At 75.3% G+C, this 18895-nt stretch carries 15 protein-coding genes; 10 read left to right on the forward strand and 5 right to left on the reverse strand.

Annotation, left to right across the window (positions count from 1 at the left end):
- Window positions 1–192: 192 nt before the first annotated feature.
- The 5 genes from O7606_RS23355 to O7606_RS23375 all read left to right on the forward strand — a co-directional run bounded on the left by O7606_RS23355 (window position 193) and on the right by O7606_RS23375 (window position 6540).
- Entirely contained in the window at window positions 193–1047 is an 855-nt protein-coding gene (locus tag O7606_RS23355) for an ABC transporter ATP-binding protein (protein ID WP_281596159.1), read from the forward strand.
- Window positions 1044–1934, forward strand: coding sequence for a branched-chain amino acid ABC transporter permease (locus tag O7606_RS23360; protein WP_281596160.1), 891 nt, complete (start codon window positions 1044–1046; stop codon window positions 1932–1934). Before O7606_RS23355 ends, O7606_RS23360 begins: the two co-directional genes overlap by 4 nt.
- Entirely contained in the window at window positions 1931–3067 is a 1137-nt protein-coding gene (locus tag O7606_RS23365; RefSeq protein WP_281596161.1) for a branched-chain amino acid ABC transporter permease, read from the forward strand. The genes O7606_RS23360 and O7606_RS23365 overlap by 4 nt, the downstream gene beginning before the upstream one ends.
- A 79-nt stretch (window positions 3068–3146) precedes the next feature.
- Window positions 3147–5459: a DEAD/DEAH box helicase gene (locus O7606_RS23370; protein WP_281596162.1), complete on the forward strand. Its 2313-nt coding sequence runs from the start codon at window positions 3147–3149 to the stop codon at window positions 5457–5459.
- A 202-nt stretch (window positions 5460–5661) separates the two neighbouring features.
- Window positions 5662–6540: a hypothetical protein gene (locus O7606_RS23375; protein WP_281596163.1), complete on the forward strand. Its 879-nt coding sequence runs from the start codon at window positions 5662–5664 to the stop codon at window positions 6538–6540.
- Window positions 6541–6584: 44 nt separating this feature from the next.
- Here the strand turns inward: O7606_RS23375 and O7606_RS23380 are convergent, their stop codons facing one another.
- Window positions 6585–7004 carry a helix-turn-helix transcriptional regulator gene (locus tag O7606_RS23380; protein ID WP_281596164.1) on the reverse strand — a complete coding sequence of 140 codons (420 nt, stop codon included), beginning with the start codon at window positions 7002–7004 and terminating at the stop codon, window positions 6585–6587.
- A 212-nt stretch (window positions 7005–7216) separates the two neighbouring features.
- Between O7606_RS23380 and O7606_RS23385 the strand changes: the two genes are divergently transcribed.
- Window positions 7217–7531, forward strand: a complete 315-nt coding sequence (locus tag O7606_RS23385; protein WP_281596165.1) for a hypothetical protein — start codon at window positions 7217–7219, stop codon at window positions 7529–7531.
- A 130-nt stretch (window positions 7532–7661) separates the two neighbouring features.
- Here the strand turns inward: O7606_RS23385 and O7606_RS23390 are convergent, their stop codons facing one another.
- The 4 genes from O7606_RS23390 to O7606_RS23405 all read right to left on the reverse strand — a co-directional run bounded on the left by O7606_RS23390 (window position 7662) and on the right by O7606_RS23405 (window position 12066).
- A complete protein-coding gene (locus O7606_RS23390; RefSeq protein ID WP_281596166.1) occupies window positions 7662–8807 on the reverse strand; it encodes an SAM-dependent methyltransferase in 1146 nt (381 codons plus the stop codon).
- A gap of 138 nt (window positions 8808–8945) precedes the next feature.
- Window positions 8946–10622, reverse strand: coding sequence for a DEAD/DEAH box helicase (locus O7606_RS23395; RefSeq protein WP_281596167.1), 1677 nt, complete (start codon window positions 10620–10622; stop codon window positions 8946–8948).
- Window positions 10623–11108: 486 nt separating this feature from the next.
- Window positions 11109–11336, reverse strand: a complete 228-nt coding sequence (locus tag O7606_RS23400; protein ID WP_013288692.1) for a DUF3107 domain-containing protein — start codon at window positions 11334–11336, stop codon at window positions 11109–11111.
- 64 nt (window positions 11337–11400) lie between these two features.
- Window positions 11401–12066, reverse strand: coding sequence for a TetR/AcrR family transcriptional regulator (locus O7606_RS23405; protein ID WP_281596169.1), 666 nt, complete (start codon window positions 12064–12066; stop codon window positions 11401–11403).
- A gap of 1270 nt (window positions 12067–13336) precedes the next feature.
- On the opposite strand from O7606_RS23405, the gene O7606_RS23410 reads away from it, so the two are divergent.
- The 4 genes from O7606_RS23410 (at window position 13337) to moeZ (ending at window position 18804) form a co-directional block, all read left to right on the forward strand.
- On the forward strand, window positions 13337–15403 hold the full coding sequence (locus O7606_RS23410) for a hypothetical protein (RefSeq protein WP_281599833.1): 2067 nt from the start codon (window positions 13337–13339) through the stop codon (window positions 15401–15403).
- Between the two features lie 23 nt (window positions 15404–15426).
- Window positions 15427–16503 carry an alpha/beta hydrolase gene (locus O7606_RS23415; RefSeq protein ID WP_281596170.1) on the forward strand — a complete coding sequence of 359 codons (1077 nt, stop codon included), beginning with the start codon at window positions 15427–15429 and terminating at the stop codon, window positions 16501–16503.
- Window positions 16504–16508: 5 nt separating this feature from the next.
- Window positions 16509–17369, forward strand: a complete 861-nt coding sequence (locus O7606_RS23420; protein ID WP_281596171.1) for a DUF3152 domain-containing protein — start codon at window positions 16509–16511, stop codon at window positions 17367–17369.
- 202 nt (window positions 17370–17571) lie between these two features.
- On the forward strand, window positions 17572–18804 hold the full coding sequence (moeZ, locus tag O7606_RS23425) for an adenylyltransferase/sulfurtransferase MoeZ (RefSeq protein ID WP_348651121.1): 1233 nt from the start codon (window positions 17572–17574) through the stop codon (window positions 18802–18804).
- Window positions 18805–18895: the final 91 nt, after the last annotated feature.

Raw genomic sequence — 18895 nt, forward strand, 5'->3', positions numbered from 1 at the left:
GAGCCGGGTTTGCGAGCCCCGCAGTCGCGAGCGAGAGGTGGGGCTTGTGAGCGCGAGGAGTGAGCCGGGTTTGCGAGCCCCGCAGTCGCGAGCGAGAGGTGGGGCTTGTGAGCGCGAGGAGTGAGCCGGGTTTGCGAGCCCCGCAGTCGCGAGCGAGAGGTGGGGCTTGTGAGCGCGAGGAGTGAGCCGGGTTTGCGAGCCCCGCAGTCGCGAACGGAAGGTGACGCTCCGACAGCCGTCCTCACCGTCGAGGATCTGTCGGTGCGGATCGCCGGGCTGCACATCCTCCAGGGGGTGTCGTTCGAGGTCGCGCCGACCGGGGTGACCGTGCTGCTGGGCCGCAACGGGGTCGGCAAGACCACCACGTTGCGCGCGGTCGTCGGCCTCACCCCGGCCGGCGGGGAGGTGACCGGTCGGGTCCGGATGGGCGGGCGGAGCCTGCTCGACCGGCCCACCCACCGGCTGATCCGGGACGGGCTCGGCTACGTGCCGGAGGACCGCTGCGTGTTCGCCGGGCTCACCGTCGCGGAGAACCTTCGGCTCGCCGAACGGCGCGGCGCCTCTCCCGCGTACGAGCGGGTGTTCTCGCTCTTTCCGGAGCTGGAGCGGCGGGGACGCCAGCGGGCCGGCTCGCTCTCCGGCGGTCAGCAGCAGATGCTGGCGATCGGCCGGGTGCTGCTCAACGACAACCGGCTGCTCCTGGTGGACGAGCCGACGAAGGGGCTCGCCCCGAAGGTGGTGACCGAGGTGGCCGAGGTGCTGGAACGGGTCGCCGAGACGGTGCCGGTGCTGCTCGTCGAGCAGAACCTCGCCGTGGTACGCCGGCTGGCCGACTCGGCGGTGGTGCTCGCCGCCGGTCGGGTCGCCTGGACCGGCGACGCCCGGGACCTGCTCGCCGAGGCGGAGCTGACCCGCTCCCTGCTCGGCGTCGGCTCGGCGGAGGCCCCCCACGGCGACGGCCATGGCCACGGCCACGGCCACGGCCACGGCCACGGTACGCGGACGGCGGCGCACGCTCCGGCCGCGCGGAAGGACGGGCAACCATGAACACCGTCGTGCTGCTCACGTTGACCGGGCTGGGGTTGGCCGCGCTGTACTTCCTGGTCGCGTCCGGGCTGTCCCTGGTGTTCGGCTTGGCCGACGTGCTCAACTTCGCGCACGGGCTGTTCCTCGGCGTCGGCGCGTACGCGACCTGGTGGGCGGCGGGGAACCTGCCCGGCGCCGGCCCGGACGGCCTCGGGTTCGTGGTGGCCGCCGCGTTCGGGGTGCTCACCGGCGCGCTGGTCGCGGTGCTGGTGGAGCTGGTGCTGATCCGCCCGCTGTACTCCCGCACCATCGCGCAGGTGCTGGTCACCGTCGGTCTGTCGCTGGCCGGGGTGGCGCTGCTCCAGGCGGTGTGGGGGGCCGACCCGCGCCCGTTCCCGAGGCCGGAGTGGACCCGGGAGGTGACGTCGGTGCTCGGGGCGCGGGTGCCCAACGCCGGGCTGCTGCTGATCGTCGCGGCGGCGCTGGTGCTGGCCGCGCTGCTGGCGTTCCTCCGGTTCACCCGGTACGGCCTGGTGATCCGGGCCGGGGTGGAGAACCGGGAGATGGTCACCGCGCTCGGCATCGACGTGCGGAAGGCGTTCACCCTGGTCTTCGCGATCGGCGGGGCGGCTGCCGCGCTGGCCGGCGCGCTCGGCGGCGTCTACTTCGGGTCGGTCTCGCCGGGGCAGGGCGGCTCGCTGCTGATCTTCGCGTTCATCGTGGTGGTGATCGGCGGGATGGGCTCGGTGGTCGGTTCCGCTTACGCGGCGGTCGCGGTCGGGTTGCTGCAACAGTTCGTCAACTACTACGGCACCTCCGGCCTCGGTGACGTCTGCGTCGTCGCGTTGCTGGCCGTGGTGCTGCTGCTCCGCCCGCAGGGCATCGCCGGGAAGGTGGCCACCGCATGACGAACTCCGTGGTCGACGCGGTCACCGGTACGCCGGTCGCCGCCCCGCCCGCCGGGCCGCAGCGCCCGTCACGCTGGCAGCGGGTACGCCCGTTCCTGCCGTTGGCGGCGCTGGCGGTGGCGGCGGTCCTGCCGTACTCGACGGCGCGCCTGCCGGGGATCTTCGAGGGGCCGCTGAACTCGCCCGGCACCCTGCAACTGCTCGCCATCTGCCTGGTCTTCGGCGGGCTCGCCGCCGGCTACGACCTGCTGTTCGGGCGGACCGGGATGCTCTCCTTCGGGCACGCGCTCTACTTCGCCGCCGGCGTGTACGGCACCGACATCCTGGTCACCCGGGCCGGGCTGCCGCTGTGGCAGGCGGCGCTGCTCACCGTGACCGGCGGGACGATCCTCGCCGCGCTGCTCGGCGCGGTCGCGTTGCGGACGGTGGGTATCGCGTTCGCCATGGTGACGTTGGCGTTCGCCCAGGTCGGGGCGATCCTGGTGGCCCGGGACTTCGGCGGGCTGACCGGCGGCGAGGAGGGGCTGCCGCTGGACGTGTCCGGGCTGCCCGCCGCCCTGGTCGGGGTGACGAACACGGTGAACCTGTACTGGTTGGCGCTGGCGTACCTGGCGGTGGTGGTGCTGGTGGTGCACCGGGTGGCCGCCTCGCCGACCGGGCGGGTGCTCGCCGGGCTGCGCGACGACGAACGGCGGATCGGGGTGCTCGGGCTGGACCCGTACCGCTTCAAGCTTGTCGCGTTCACCCTGGCCGGCGGCCTGGCGGCGGGCGGCGGGGTGGTGTACTGCCTGATCGTCGGCGGCGCGTCTCCGCACATCACCTCCAGCGAGCTGACGCTGTCCCTGCTGGTCATGGTGGTGCTGGGTGGCCCCGGCACCCGTTGGGGGCCGGTGCTGGGCGGTGTCCTCTACATGTACCTGGACCACCGGCTGACCGCGTTCGGGGCGAGCGAGGCGGTCGACGCCCTGCCCGGGTGGCTCAGCGCCCCGCTCTCGCAACCGCTGTTCGTCCTCGGCACGGTCTTCATCCTGGCCGTCTACTTCTTCCCCGGTGGCCTGGCCACCCTCACCACCCGCCTCGCCCCCCTCACCCGCGCCCTCCGCACCCCCCGCTCGACCCCATCAGGCCGTTGATCATGAGGTTTTCGCGCCCCGGCGGCGCACGAAGCTCTTGATCGACAGGGTGGGCGGGGGTGGGTGGTAGGAAGGTGGGATGCGGGAGAGCGTGCGGGAGCGGGCGGAGGAGGTGCTGCGGCGGCTGGCGGGCGAGCACGCCCGCCTGCGGGAGGACCAGTGGCGGGCCATCGAGGCGCTGGTGGTCGACCGGCGGCGGGTGCTCTGCGTGCAACGCACCGGATGGGGCAAGTCGGCGGTGTACTTCGTCGCCACCGCCCTGCTGCGCGAGCGCGGTGAACCCGCCGGCCCGCCGACGGCGGGGGAACACAACGGGCCGGGGGAGCACGGCGGGCACGGGCCGACGGTGATCGTCTCGCCGCTGCTGGCGCTGATGCGTAACCAGGTGGAGGCGGCCGGGCGGGCCGGCATCCGGGCCCGCACCATCAACTCGGCGAACCTCGACGAGTGGGACGGGATCACCGCCGAGATCCACGCCGGCGCCGTCGACGTGCTGCTGATCAGCCCGGAACGCCTCAACAACCCCGACTTCCGGGACACTGTCCTGCCGAAGCTGGCCGCGACGACCGGGCTGCTCGTGGTCGACGAGGCGCACTGCGTCTCCGACTGGGGGCACGACTTCCGACCCGACTACCGCCGCCTGCGGACGTTCCTGGCGAACCTGCCGACCCGTACGCCGGTGCTCGCCACCACCGCCACCGCCAACGCCCGGGTCACCACCGACGTCGCCGAGCAGCTCGGCACCACCTCCCACGACCCGGACGACGTGCTGGTGCTGCGCGGCAGCCTGGACCGGGAGTCGCTGCGGCTGGGCGTGGTCGACCTGCCCAGCCCGGCGCACCGGCTCGGCTGGCTCGCCGACCACCTGGACCGGCTGCCCGGCTCGGGCATCGTCTACACGCTCACCGTCGCGGCGGCGGGGGAGACCGCCGACTTCCTCCGCTCGCGCGGCTACCCGGTGGCCGCGTACACCGGGCAGGCCGAGGACGCCGACCGGCGGGCCGCCGAACAGGACCTCCTCGACAACAAGATCAAGGCGCTGGTCGCCACGTCGGCGCTCGGCATGGGCTTCGACAAGCCGGATCTCGGCTTCGTCGTGCACCTCGGCGCGCCACCCTCGCCGATCGCCTACTACCAGCAGGTCGGCCGCGCCGGCCGGGCCGTCGCGCACGCCGAGGTGCTGCTGCTGCCCGGCGTCGAGGACGCGGCCATCTGGCGGTACTTCGCCTCGCTGGCCTTCCCGCCCGAGGACCGGGTCCGTACCGTGCTGGCCGCCCTGCGCGCCGACCGGCCGACCTCCACCCAGGCCCTCGAACCCGTCGTCGACCTGCGCCGGGCCCGCCTGGAGATGATGCTCAAGGTCCTCGACGTGGACGGCGCGGTCCGCCGGGTCCGCGGCGGCTGGCTCGCCACCGGCGAGCCGTGGGCCTACGACGAGGCCCGGCTGCGCCGCGTCGCCCAGGCCCGCGCCGTCGAGCAACAGGCCATGCGCGAGTACGCGACCACGCCCGGCTGCCGCCTGCGGTATCTACGGGAACGCCTGGACGACGACACGGCCACCGACTGCGGCCGGTGCGACAGGTGCGCCGGCCCCCTGTTCGACGACGCCGTGTCCGATCCGGCGCTCGCCGCCGCGCAGGCGTTCCTCGGCCGCCCCGGCGCGGTGGTGCCGCCCAAGAAGCTCTGGCCGACCGGGCTGGACGCGGTGGGCGTACCGCTGAAGGGGCGTATCCCGGCGGGCGAGCAGGCGCTGGCCGGGCGGGCCGTGGGGCGGCTCTCCGACCTGGGCTGGGGTGGCCGGCTGCGGGCGCTGCTCGACCCGGCGACGCTCGACGCGCCGGTGCCGGACGACGTGGCCGCGGCCGTCGTCGAGGTGCTCCGGGACTGGGCGCACGGCGACGACCCGTGGCCGCGCCGGCCGGTCGGCGTGGTGGCGGTCGGCTCCCGGCGTCGGCCCCGGCTGGTCGGCTCACTGGCCGAGCGGATCGCCGCCGTCGGCCGGCTGCCGCTGCTCGGCCAGGTCCACCCGACCGACCCGGCCGCCCCTGCTGCCGATCCGACGGCGGTCCAGGCTGGTCCGGCTGCCGGTCCGGCTGGTCCGGCTGCCGGTCCGGCTGGTCCGGCTGCCGGCCCGGCTGGTCCGGCTGCCGGTCCGGCGGGCGCAGGGGCCGGGGACGGGCCGCGCGGCAACAGCGCCCAGCGGGTACGCGCGCTGCACGACGCCTTCACCGTGCCAGCCGACCTGGCCGACGCCCTCGCCGGGCTCGCCGGGCCGGTGCTGCTCGTCGACGACCTGGTCGACTCGGGCTGGACGATGGCCATCGTGGCCCGGCTGCTCCGCCGGCACGGCGCGCCGGACGTCCTGCCCCTGGCCCTGGCGATCGCCGGCTGACCCGACTGATCCGGCCGGGCGGTCGCGGGCCGGCGGCTCCCGGGCCGGCCCCGACCACGGCCGGTCGCCGGCCGGGCGGGACGCTCAGGCGGTCGCGGGCCGGCCGGGGTGGAAAAGTTCCCCGGGCGGGCGGATTGCGACGGTCGCCACGCCCTGCCGATGTCGCCCGGACGCCGTCGACCCCGACGGTACCGTGGGCCCCATGACCGACCAGCTTCCCGCCAGCACGCTCCGGCTTGCGCTGGTGGTGGGCGGTCTGGTCCTCTCGCTGCTGCTCGGCTTCGGGGTGGGGCGGCTCAACTCCGGCCCGTCTTCGGCGGCCGGGTCGGCCCTGGCGGCCGGCGGCGACCACACCCACCCGCCGGGCGCGGGCGAGCCGGGCGTCGGCGGTCTGGCGGTCACCTCAGCCGGCTATACGCTGACCCCGCTGGGCGGGGAGTTCGCCGCCGGTCGGGCCGGCGAGTTCCGGTTCCAGATCCGCGACGCGGGACAGCGGCCGGTCACCCGGTTCGCGATCGTGCACGACCGGCCGCTGCACCTGATCGTGGTACGCCGGGACCTGAGCGGTTTCCAGCACCTGCACCCGGGCATGGCGGCCGACGGCACCTGGTCGGTGCCGTTGACCCTGCCGCAGCCGGGCGTCTGGCGGGCGTACGCGGACTTCACCGCGGTGACCGCCGACGGCACGCAGGTCCCGGTGACCCTGGGGGTGGACCTGGTCGCCCCCGGCGGGTACGTTCCCCGGCCGCTGCCGGCGGCGGACCGGCAGGCCACTGTCGACGGGTTCACCGTCGGCTACGAGGGCAGCCCCGCGATCGGGGTGGACGTCCCGGTGCGGTTCCGGGTACGGGCCGGCGCGACCACGCCGACGCTGGAGCCCTACCTGGGCGCGTACGGGCACCTGGTCGTGCTGCGCGAAGGCGACCTCGGCTACCTGCACGTGCACCCCGACACCGAGCTGGCCGGGGACGCGGTGGCGTTCCAGCTCACCGTGCCCGGCCCCGGCCGCTACCGGCTCTACTTCGACTTCCAGGTCGCCGGCCAGGTACGCACCGCCGAGTTCACACTGAGCGTCCCCTGATCCTGTGCCGTGCCGTGCCGTGCCGCGACGGGCCGTGCCGGCGGTCAGCCGGCCTGCCGGGCGGGGCGGCGGGCGAGGTAGCGCAGCAGGTCCCGGATCTGGTGTTTCTCGTCGGCCGGCACGGTCGGGTCGGCCAGCCGGGCCAGGATCATCTGCACGTCCGCCTCGACCGGGGCGTCGTCGACGGCACGCCGGGCCGTCGGTGGACCGTCGGGCAGCCCGAGCGCCCGGAAGGCCGCCGCGACCGGCACGTCCAGGGCGGCGCAGAAGCCACGCACCTTGGCCAGCTCCGGGTAGTCGTGCCAGTCGCCGGCCAGCCAGCGGAAGACCGTGGAACGGCCGACGCCGGTGTGGGCGGCCAGCTCGGTGACCGTCCAGCCCCGCTGCTCGCGGGCGTCGTCGATGACCCGCCGTACGAAGCGGGCGAAGGCCATCTGCGGCGTAGCCTCTGCGGAGGAACCCATCTGCGGATGTCCCTTTCCGGCCGGATGCACCGGACGGTGCCCTTCGAGGGTAATCCCACCTGCCGGATATGCGATTGCCCGAACGCCGGCGGATCGCCGACCGGATCCGTCCGTCAGTTCCTCCGCAGGGCCCGCCACCAGCGTCGAGGAGCAGCATGGCCGACTCCAGCCGTCCCCTGTCACACCGCCCGGGTGCGGTCAGCGTCTTCTTCGTGGCCAAAGCGGCAGTCTTCGCCGCCGGTTTCTGGGGCTGGCTGGTCGTCCTGGCGCTTCGGGGCGGGACGCTCGGCGTGCCGCACCTGCTGGCCGCGACCGGCGCGCTGGCGACCACCGCGGCGGGCCTGGCGCTCGGCGTCCGGCTGGCGTTGCAGCACAACGCCGCCGTCCGGCACGCCGAGTTGAAGCGGGTGCTGGTGGACATCTCCTGGAACGCCTTCGCCGCCGTGGGCAATTCGGAGAGCCCGGCCAAGGTCGTCCCCTTCCCGATGTCCCCGCCGGAGCCCGGCCGCCCGGGCCGGCGGCCGTGACGACCCCGACCGTCCAAGGCCGTGCCGACCCCGGCCTCCTGACCGTGCCGACCCCGGCCGTCTGACCGTCGGCCGTGACGGCTTCTGGCCGCCCCGGGTCGGCGGCGGTGGCGGGCGCCCGGCCGCCCGGTCAGCGGGCCGGGTCGAGCAGCGTCTCCAGACGTGGCGTGACCTGCCACTGGTCGACCAGGGTCCGGTAGTCGGAGCGCTGCTCGTCGCCCCCGACGCCGGTCCGGCGGGCGCGGATCAGCAGGTTCCGCGGCGTGTGCCGGGAGTCGACGAACTCCACCACCTCGGCCCGGTACCCGTGTGAGCGCAGCAGACCGGCCCGCAGGGCGTCGGTGAGCACGTCGGCGAACCGCTCCCGCAGGATGCCCTGCCGGGTGAGCAGCTCGTACGGGGCCGGCGCGGGCCGGGAGCGGAGCTGCGCGGCGATGTCGTGGTGGCAGCACGGGGCGGCCAGCACCCAGCGGGCCCCCCACCGCACCGCCCGGGCCAGCGCCTCGTCGGTGGCGGTGTCGCAGGCGTGCAACGCGAGCACCAGGTCGGGGGCCGGGTCCACCTCGGCGTCGAGGATGGCGCCGGCGACGAACCGGACCCGGTCGGCCCAGCCGAGCCGCTCGGCGATGGCGGTGTTGCGCTGCCGCTGGTCCTCCCGGACGTCCACGCCGACCAGCTCCACGGCCAGCCCACGCTGGTCGAGGTAGCGGTACGCGGCGAAGGTCAGGTAGGCGTTTCCGCAGCCCAGGTCGACCACGCGCAGCGGCCCGGTCAGGTCGTCGGGCAGCGTGGCGGCGAGCGCCCGCAGGAACGCGTCCACCTGGCGTCGCTTCGCCGCCGACCCGCCGATCTCGGCGAAGATCGGGTCACCCGGGTCGAGCAGGTACTCCTTCTCCCGGTCGTGCCCGTCGTGCGCGGCGGCCGCCCGGACGGCCGCCGACCGGTGCACCTGGGCCTCGCCGGACTTGGTCACCCGGAGTTGGACGGTGGCGTCCGTGGTCTCCACGTGCCAGTTGCCGAACGGCTCGGCGAGCAGGGCGTCGACGGCCGCGTCCGCCTCCGGTCCGGGGGCCACGTTGCGGGTGTGCGGGCGGTTGCCGTCGGAGGTGGAGATCTGGATCCGGGGCCCGGCCTTCAGGGTGACCGGGCGCAGCTCCGCGCGGACCACCGACGGTCGCCGCCCGCGTCGTCGTCCTGCCGCGACCGCCCTGGTGAGGGCCGGGTCGAGCAGCAGGGCACGGATGTCGGTGAGCGCGGTGTCGAGCGGTACGGCCATCCCCCCATCATCCCCGCCCCCTGCCGTACGCGAGGAAGGGCACCCTGTCCCGGCGTCGGGGGAGGCGTCCGGTCGTACCCGGAAAAGGGCGTGTCCCCCGGGCCGGGGTCGGCGCGGGGGACACGGGAGGCACGGACGTCAGTCGGCGATCGCCTCGGTCGGCACGCCGGCGCCCGTGGAGCGGCGACGACGACGGCGGCGGGGCCTGGTGGCGTCGCCCTCGGTGGAGCGGACGGCGTCCCCGTCGCCCGGGGTCGCGGCGGGCCGGTCGCCCGCCGTGGCCGGTCCGTCGGCCGACGTGTCGGTCCCCGCGGTGACGCCGTTGTCGGCGACGACCTCACCGGCCCGGCGGCGCCGCCGACGGCGCGGCGTGCGGGTCGTCTCCTCGTCGGCCGCCCCCGGGGCCGACGGGGCGGCGGGGGCGTTGTCGGTGGAGTCGGATCGCCGGGCGGGGCGGCGGGAACGCTCGTTCCGGCGGCCCCCCTCGCCCCGGCGGCGGCCACCGCCGAGGTCCTCCTCGACCTCTGCGGCCAGCCCGGCCCGGGTCCGCTCCGCGGTCGGCAGGGTGCCGGTGATCTCGGTGGGGATGCCCAGGTCGGTGTAGAGGTGCGGAGAGGTGTGGTACGTCTCCGGCGGCTCGGGGAGATCCAACCCGAGGGTCTTGTCGATGATCCGCCAGCGGGGCATGTCGTCCCAGTCGACGAAGGTCACCGCGACGCCGGTGGCCCCGGCCCGGCCGGTGCGGCCGATCCGGTGGGTGTAGGTGTCCTGGTCTTCCGGACAGTCGTAGTTGATCACGTGGGTGACGCCGCTGACGTCGATGCCCCGGGCGGCGACGTCGGTGGCGACCAGCGTGTCGATCTTGCCGGCCCGGAAGGCCCGCAGCGCCCGTTCCCGCGCGCCCTGCCCCAGGTCGCCGTGGACCGCGGCGACCGCGAAACCGCGGAAGTCGAGATCCTCGGCCAGCCGGTCGGCGGCCCGCTTGGTCCGGGTGAAGATCATGGTCAGGGCACGGCCCTCCGCCTGGAGGATGCGGGCCACGATCTCCATCTTGTTCAGCGAGTGGGTCCGGTACGCGAGCTGCTGGGTCTGCGGCGACGGGCCGGTCTCGGCGGTGTGCCCGGCGTGGATCGTCACCGGCCGACGCAGGAAGCGCCGGGACAGCGTGACGATCGGGTCCGGCATGGTGGCCGAGAAGAGCATGGTCTGCCGGTCCTCCGGCAGCATCGACAGGATCTTCTCGACGTCGTCGAGGAAGCCCAGGTCGAGCATGCGGTCGGCCTCGTCCAGCACCAGCGCGTGCACCCGGTCCAGCCGCAGGTGCTTCTGCTTGGCCAGGTCGAGCAGCCGGCCCGGGGTGCCGACCAGGATCTCGACGCCCTTGCGCAGCGTGTCGATCTGCGGCTCGTACGCGACGCCGCCGTAGATCGGCAGCACCCGCACGCCCCGTGTGCGACCGGCGGCGGCCAGATCCTTGGCGACCTGGATGCCCAGCTCGCGGGTGGGTACGACGACCAGGGCCTGCGGCACGCCGTCGCTGCCCTCGTCGGGCGCGAAGACCCGCTCCAGCAGCGGCACGCCGAAGCCGAGGGTCTTGCCGGTGCCCGTCGGGGCCTGCCCGATCAGGTCGGTGCCGCGCAGCGCGATCGGGAGCGCGTACTCCTGGATGGCGAAGGCGCGGGTGATGCCGGCGGCGGCGAGCGCCTCGACCGTCTCCTGTCGCGCGCCCAGCTCGGCGAAGGTCGGGGCCTCCGGACGTACCGGGGCTGTCGGGGCCAGCTCCTGGCCCTCCGGGATGAGATTCTGTTCGCTCATGTGGTGTTGGGGGTGCCCTCTCGTGGTGCGCCCCGTCATGTCATCAGGGCGCGGTCGGTAGTGGCGCGGGCCACACGGTCGGCGGCGGAGTCGCCGTGCCGGACCGGGCCGCACGCGCGCCGTGGGCAGGACGTCAGGCCGGATCGACGGCCGCACCTGCGGCAGGTGACCTCGCCGACGGCACCCACGGCAACTGCCCCATACTAGCTGGTGGAGCCGGCCGTCGTCCCGGTTCGATTCCGGGGCGGCTCAGCGGGGGGTGAAGGTTGTGACTCGGGTCACAAGGTGGCGGGCTGCGGACGTCTGCCCCGCTGGGCGACGACCTGCCCGGACGACCTACGCGCCCACCCGGGCGGACGACCGCCACCGGGCCGGACAACCGGGAGATTCGTGACACGACCGTGAAGAGCCGGAGCGCGTCGCGCCTCCGGTGGTCCGTCCGCGGCAGGTGAGGTGCTGGTCACCTGCCGCGGCGACCCGATGGGATCAGCGGACGGTGAACCCGACCGCCCGGGGCGACGCCTCGGCGATCTCCACGTAGGCGACCTTGCCGACCGGCACGATGACCCGCCGACCCTTCTCGTCGGTCAGCGAGAGCGTGCCCTCGCTCTTGGCGAAGGCGTCGGTCACGATCTGCTCGATCTCGGCCGGCGACTGGGCGCTCTCCAGAACCAGCTCGCGCGGCGCGTACTGCACGCCGATCTTGACCTCCACGGTGCCTCCTCATCCGGGCGAAATAGCCGCCCTGGGAAGGCTAGCCGATCCCGGGACGCAATGGTCACGCCGACTCGGTCTGGGCGCTCCCGGCCGGCGGCTCACCCTGGAGGGGGAAACTGGCGATCCCCCGCCAGGAGAGCGCGGCGAGCAGCGCCTCGGCCTCCGCCTTGGGCACCCGACGGCCACCGGCCAACCAGAACTGTGCGGCCGTCTCCGCCGCCCCCACCAGGCCGGACGCGAGCAGCTCGGCGTGCGCCCGGCTGACGCCGGTGTCGGAGATGATCGTGTCGGTGATCGCCGCGATGCAGCCCTGCTCGACCCGCTCCACCCGCTGCCGGACGGCCGGCTCGTTGCGCAGGTCCGACTCGAAGACCAGCCGGAACGCCTCGCTCTCGTGGTCGACGAAGTCGAAGTACGCCCGGACCGCCCCGCCGACCCGCTCCTTGTTGTCGCTGGTCTCCCGCATCGCCTCGTGCACCTTGGCCACTATCGCGTCACAGTGCGTGTCCAACAGCGCGAGATAGAGCTCCAGCTTGCCGGGGAAGTGCTGGTACAGGACGGGCTTGGAGACCCCGGCCCGCTCGGCGATGTCGTCCATCGCCGCCGCGTGGTAGCCCTGCGCGACGAACACCTCCTGCGCCGCCGCGAGCAGCTGCTTGCGCCGCGCCGACCGGGGCAGACGCGTGGGACGGCCGGCGGTCTGGGCGCCGTTCCCCACAGCCGTCATGGCAACCTCCGAGTTTCTCCGTACGGGCCGGCTCGCGCCGCCCGAGCCGGTCGGGTCACTCGTTCCGTCGCCGAATTGGCCCGCCGCTGTAACTTATCGCCACTGTCACCACACGGTAGCCTCAGCGGGGGCGACCAAGGAGCGCGCGGTGGATGAAACAGGGCAACCCGGTGCCGCCACCCCGGGAGAGCACGACGACGGGACGGGTCGACACGACGACCTGGCCCACTCGGCCAGTGCCTGGGCGCCGTCGGGCGCCGGCTGGTCGCGTGCCGCCGACGGCGGGTCCCGGTCCGAGCCGGCCCTGGGCGGGTGGCGTTCGTCCGAGCGTTCCCCGGACGCGGGTGGCGGTTGGGCCGCCTCGTCCACCCGGCACGGCGATCTGCCCGCGCCCCTGGTCGGGGCGACCGGTTCGCCGGTCGGCCCGAGTGAGCTGCCGACCCGGGTCAACGGCCGGCAGCGCGTCAACGGCCACCCGCGCCCCGACGGCCCCCCGTACCCCGACGGCTCTCCGCGCTCCGACGAGTCGGTGCGGGGCCGGCTGACCCCGGTCAGCGCGCCCCCCGGCCGGGCCGACGACACCCGTGATCCCGACCACGGCCGGTTGGCCGTGCCCGCCCAACGGCCCGCCCCCCCGACCGAGCAGCTCGGCGAGCCGGGGCCGGAGGCCGACGGAGCGCTGCGGCAGCCGACCGGCGGGCACCCCGTCGTCGCCCCGGAGCAGGCTCCGCTGCGCCACCCCACCGGCCCGCAACCCCTGGTCGACGCGGGCGGGGCGGTCCGGCAGCCGACCGGCGCGCACCCCGTCGTGACGCCCGGGGCGACCCGCTACCCGACCGGCGCCCACCCGGTGCTGCCGGCGGACACCGGGTCGGCGCGGCACGCTTCCGACGAGCCGCCGACCGCCCGTCCGGACCGCTGGCCGGGGGCGGGTCGACCGTCCTCCGCCCCACCGGCGCCGCACTCCGTCACCGGCCCGGGCGACAACGTGCCACCGGCCGGCCCGGGTGGCCCGGCCACCGACGATCCGTCGCCGGCCGCGCAGCCCGCCCCGCCGAGCTGGGCCCCCACTGCCGGCCCCGGCCCGGCCGACGCCGCCGACGCCGCCGACCCCGACCGGCCGGGCCGGGGTACGGCTGACTCCGGGCCTCCCCGGGGGTGGGGTGGCGACGATCCGGAGCGGCCCGCCCGGGCCGACGACGCCCCGCAACGACCCGCCTGGGCGGGTGGCGGCTGGGCCTCCCCCCGGTCCGGCGAGCCGGCCTCGCCCCTGCCCCGGGAGGACGACAGCCCCCGGTTCCGGGAGGACGACGGATCCCGGTCCCGGGAAGACGACAGCCCCCGCTCCCGGGAGGATGCCAGTCGCCGGTTCCGGGAGGACGGCGGATCCTGGTCCCGGGAGGGCGACAGCCCACGGCCCGGGGAAGACGACGACCCCTGGCCCCGGGGGTCGGGCGGCCCCTGGCCCCGGGAGGACGGCGCTCCCGGCCGACGCTCCCGGTCGGACCGCTTCCGGGACGACTTCCGGGGCGACGAGCCGGTCGGCCGCCGTTCCCGGGAGAGCCGCGCCCGCGAGGACGTTCCGGCCGGCTGGGCCCCGCCGCCGGACGCGGGCGCTCCCGGGTCGCGTGGCTTCGGTGACGCCGAGTCCGGTCGGCCTGTCGACCCCGGGTCGCGTGGCTTCGCCGACGCCGGGCCGCGCCGGCCCGTCGACACCGGGCCGAGTGGTTTCGGTGCCGCCGGGTCGGCGGGGTCGACCGAGGGTCGGGCCGCCGGCTACCCGTCCGCCGGACGCCGCGCCTACCAGCCGGAGGCGGAACCGCGTCCGCCGTACCCGGTGGACGAGACCAGCCGGGCGGCGGCCGGTCGTCCGGCGTTCGCGTCCTCGGCGGCCGGGCCCGCTGCGATGCCCGCCGACCAGCCGACGTCCCTGGCCGACGTCCGCGCCACCCGACCGTTCCGGCTCCGGCCGGAAGCCGCCGAAGCCGACCAGCCCCCACCGGTGGAGGTGCCCCCCGGTCACCATCCGGATCTCACCGGAACCGGTCCGGTTCCGTCGTCCGCCACGAGCGGCGCCGACCGCGCCGAACTTCCCCCGCCCGCGCCCGCCCCGGCGAGCGCATCCCCGTACACGGCCCGCCGATCCGCGCCCGACCCGGCTCCCCCGGCCGAGCCCACCGTCGCCGACCGTCGGCCGGACGGCAGGCCGGCGGTGCTGCCCCAGCGCGTACCCGCCGAGCCGGATGTGCCCGTCGTGCCGGAGCCGCCTGCCGTGGAGCCCCCCGCCCACACTCCCGAACTCGCCCGCATCGCCACCCACCTGCGTCGGGAGGACGAGCCGGCCCCGCCACAGGAGCGCCCGGAGGGGTTCGACGTCGACGCGATCCTCGACGCCGTCCGAGGGGTGGACGGGGTCCGTGACGCGTCGCTGCGACGTACCCCGGCCGGCGCGCACAGCCTCCGGCTGGACCTCGCCGACGGGGCGGACGCGGCGGAGGTGAGCCGGCACGTGGCCCGCCTGCTCCAGGAGCGGATGGGACTGGCCGCCGCGCCGCAGCACGTCCCGGACCCGTCCGCCGCGCCGCTGCGGCGACGCGGTGGGCCGCCGTTCGAGAGCCGCGTGCCGGACGCCCGCACGTCCGACGCGCGGACGTCGGCCGGCCAACCGCCGGAGACCCGGGCGTCGGCCGGTCGGATCCCGGAGGGACGCGCCGAGGTGCCGTCCGACGTGCGGCGGCGACGCCGCCCGCCGGGGCCGGCGCCGCGGGGCCGGGCCACGGTGGAGGAACAGCCGGCCGCGCCGGGCACGCCGTGTCCGCCCCCGGGCGGCGCGGCCACCGGCAGCCCGGTGACGCTCGGCACGTCGTACTCGGGTGGGCAGCGGACCACGACGGAGACCGCGCCGTCCCGGCCGCTGGACACCGGCGGCGTGCCCGGCCCCCGCGTGGTGATCGACCACGTCCAGGTGAGCACGTTCGGACTGGACGCGGACGTCGAGGTCCGGCTGATGGCCGGCGGGCGGGACGCCGCCGGGCAGGCCGTCGGTCCGGCCGTCGACGGGTACGTCCTGCGGCTGTGCGCGGTCGCCGCGGCGGCGGCCGTGGACGAGCTGCTGCGGGTCGCCGGCGCCGGTCGGGGGCGGTGTTTCGTCGAGCACGCGGCCGTGGTGCCCTTCGGCACCTGCGAGGTCGCCACGGTGGTCGTCCTGCTGGTCTGCGACGGCTGGGTCGAGCAGCTCGCCGGGTCGGCGCTGGTCTCCGGCGGCGACCCCCGACAGGCGGTGGTCCGGGCCACCCTGGCGGCGGTCAACCGCCGGTTGGAAGCGCTGCTGCGCTGACCGCCCCGGGGCAGACTGGAGGCATGAAGCACGCGAGCCTCTGGCCGGACGACCGACTGCCGGCCGGTCACCTGCCGCCCCCGTGGCCCGGCCGGTCGGTACGTCTCGACGGCACGCTGATCCACGTCCGGGACACCCCGGCGACCACCGGGGGCGCGGAGCCGGCCCTGTACGTGCACGGCCTGGGCGGCTCGGCGCAGAACTGGACCGACCTGGCCGGCCTGCTCGCCGACCGCCTCGACGGGCAGGCCATCGACCTGCCCGGGTTCGGGCTCAGCGAGCCGGCCGACCGGTACACCGTCGCGTCCCTCGCCGACCGGGTGGTCCGCTGGATCGAACACTCCGACCGGGGCCCGGTGCACCTGTTCGGCAACTCGCTGGGCGGCACGGTCGCGGTGCGGGTGGCGGCGTTGCGGCCCGAGCTGGTCCGGACGCTCACCCTGATCTCGCCGGCCCTGCCGTTCCTCGACGCCCGACGCTCCTTGCAGGGGCGCATGCTGCCCGTGCTGGCGATCCCCCGGGGCGAACGCCTGTTCGCCTGGCGGCTGGCCCGGCTGTCACCGGAGGTGATGGCGCAGCAGGTGATGGAGGCGTGCGTGGCCGACCTGAGCCGGATCGGCGAGCAGCGCCGCCGGGAGGCGCTCGAGGAGATCCGGCTGCGTCACGAGGCCAGCCATCACGCCGCCGCCTACCTGGGCACCTTCCGGGGGATCGTGTCCAGTTTCCTGCGGTCGTACCTGCGGGGGCCGGACTCGCTGTGGCGGCTGGCCGCCACGGTGCGCGCCCCCACGTTGGTGGTGGGTGGGCAGCGGGACCGGCTGGTCGACGTGCGGGTGGCCCCGCAGACCGCCCGGGTCGTCCCGGACAGCCGGCTGTTGATGCTGGACGCCGGGCATGTGGCGCAGATGGAGCTGCCCCGGACGGTGGCGCGGGCCGTGCTGGCTCTGCTCGACGAGGCGGCGGCCACCCGCCCGGCGTCGCCCGCCCCGCGCTCCGTCTCTCCCGCCCCGTGCGCCGGAGATCACGTCCCGCGATCCGGGGATTCCGGTCCGCGCCCCGGAGGTTCGGACGACCTTCCCGAGGTGGACGTGGCACGCTGAGCGGGATGTCCCCGTCGACTTCGTTCCCGTCCCGTCGCCCCCGGGCCCGTCGTCCGTTCCGGCGGCTCCGACCGTACGCGCTGGCCACCCTGGCCGTCGGCGTCGTGGTCGCCGCGGTGGCGCTGTCGGCCCGTTCCGCGACCGGGCCGACCGGCGCCGCGCCGGCCGCCGCCGGGTCGTTCGCCGCGCCGACAGCCTCGGCGGTCCCGCCGACCACGCCTGCCCCGTCGCAGTCGCCGTCGCCCATCCCGTCGCCGGTGCTGGCGCTGCCCGGTCCGGTGCCGTCCGCCGGGCAGGGCGCCTTCCGGTACGACGACGAGCCCGGCGAGCCGGCCGGGCGTGCGGGCGCCCTGCGGCGCTACCGGGTGGCGGTGGAGACCGGCTCCGGGGAGGATCCCCGCGTGGTCGGCGCCGAGGTGGCGCAGGTCCTCTCCGCGCCGGGAAGCTGGATCGGCAGCGGCCGGCTGCGCCTGCAACGGGTGCCGGCCAACGCCCCGCACGACTTCACCGTCTACCTGGTCACCGCCCGTACGGCGGGGCGGATGTGCGCGGCGGGCGGGGTGGACATCCGGGTCGACGGTCGGCCGTACACGTCCTGCCGGGCGCCGGGGAAGGTGATCCTCAACCTCGACCGGTGGCGGACGTCCGTGCCGCACTTCGTCGCCGCCGGGGTGCCGCTGTCGGTGTACCGGACGTATGTGGTGAACCACGAGGTGGGCCATGAGCTGGGTCACCGGCACGTGCGTTGCCCCGGCCGGGGACGACCGGCGCCGGTGATGATGCAGCAGACCCTCTTCCTCAACGGCTGCGTCGCGAACCCGTGGCCGTACCTGGACGGCCGCGAGCACACCGGCCCCCGCCTCTGACCCCGTGCCGCCCGTGGCTGATCCCCGTCCCGCCCGGGGGTGATCGACTCCGTCTCGCGGAGATTGGGGTGTCGCCCGCGGACGATGCTCCTGTTTTCGTGAAGTGGTGGTCCGGCCCCGCGCCGTGTCGGGTGGGGTGGTTGGGGTTATTCCCGGTCCCGCATGGCGGGCCAGGTGTCCCTCCTCATGGCCGGGAGGCGCTGTGGCGAGCAACAATGGCGCGGCAACCACCGCCGATCCCGGGGAGTCCACCGTGTCGTTGCCCCCACTCGTCGAGCCCGCCGCCGAGCTGACCGTCGACGAGATCCGCCGTTACTCGCGTCACCTGATCATCCCGGACGTCGGGGTGGAGGGGCAGAAGCGGCTGAAGAACGCCCGGGTGCTCTGTGTGGGCGCCGGCGGCCTCGGCTCGCCCGCGCTGATGTACCTGGCCGCCGCCGGGGTGGGGACGCTCGGCATCATCGACTTCGACACCGTCGACGAGTCGAACCTCCAGCGCCAGATCATCCACGGTCAGTCCGACGTCGGCCGGTCCAAGGCCGAGTCCGCGGCGAACACCGTACGGGAGATCAACCCGCTGGTCACCGTCGAGATCCACAACACCGCGCTGGACCGGGACAACGTCCGGGACATCTTCGCCCGGTACGACCTGATCGTCGACGGGACGGACAACTTCGCCACCCGGTACATGGTCAACGACGCGGCGGTGCTGCTCGGCAAGCCGTACGTCTGGGGGTCGATCTACCGGTTCGACGGCCAGGCGTCGGTGTTCTGGGCCGAGCACGGCCCCTGCTACCGCTGCCTCTACCCGGAGCCCCCGCCGCCCGGCATGGTGCCGTCCTGCGCCGAGGGTGGCGTGCTCGGCGTGCTCTGCGCGTCGATCGGCTCGATCCAGGTCAACGAGGCGATCAAGCTGCTCGCCGGGTTCGGTGAGCCGCTGGTCGGCCGGCTGATGGTCTACGACGCCCTGGAGATGACCTACCGCAAGATCAAGGTGCGGAAGGACCCGGCCTGCGTCCTGTGCGGGGAGAACCCGACCGTCACCGACCTGCTGGAGGACTACGAGGACTTCTGCGGCGCGGTGTCGGTCGAGGCGCAGGAGGCGACGCTCGACGCCACCATCACCGCCGCCGAGCTGAAGGAGTGGCAGGACGCCGGCAAGGACGTCTTCCTGGTCGACGTCCGTGAGCCGGCCGAGTACGAGATCGTCCGGATCCCCGGGTCGACCCTGATCCCCAAGGGCGAGATCCTCTCCGGCGCGGCGCTGTCGACGTTGCCGCAGGACAAGCAGATCGTGCTGCACTGCAAGTCCGGTGTGCGGTCGGCCGAGGCGCTCGCCGCGCTCAAGGCGGCCGGTTTCCGGGACGCGGTGCACGTCCAGGGCGGGGTGCTCTCCTGGATCAAGCAGATCGACCCGTCGCTGCCCACGTACTGATCCGCCGACCGACCGGGGTCTCCGCCGTCACGGCGGGGGCCCCGCGTGCGTCTCCCGGTACGGCGGCGGCCGGTGTGATCTTGTCCGAGCT

This window comes from Micromonospora sp. WMMD882, from assembly GCF_027497255.1.
GTDB lineage: Bacteria > Actinomycetota > Actinomycetes > Mycobacteriales > Micromonosporaceae > Micromonospora.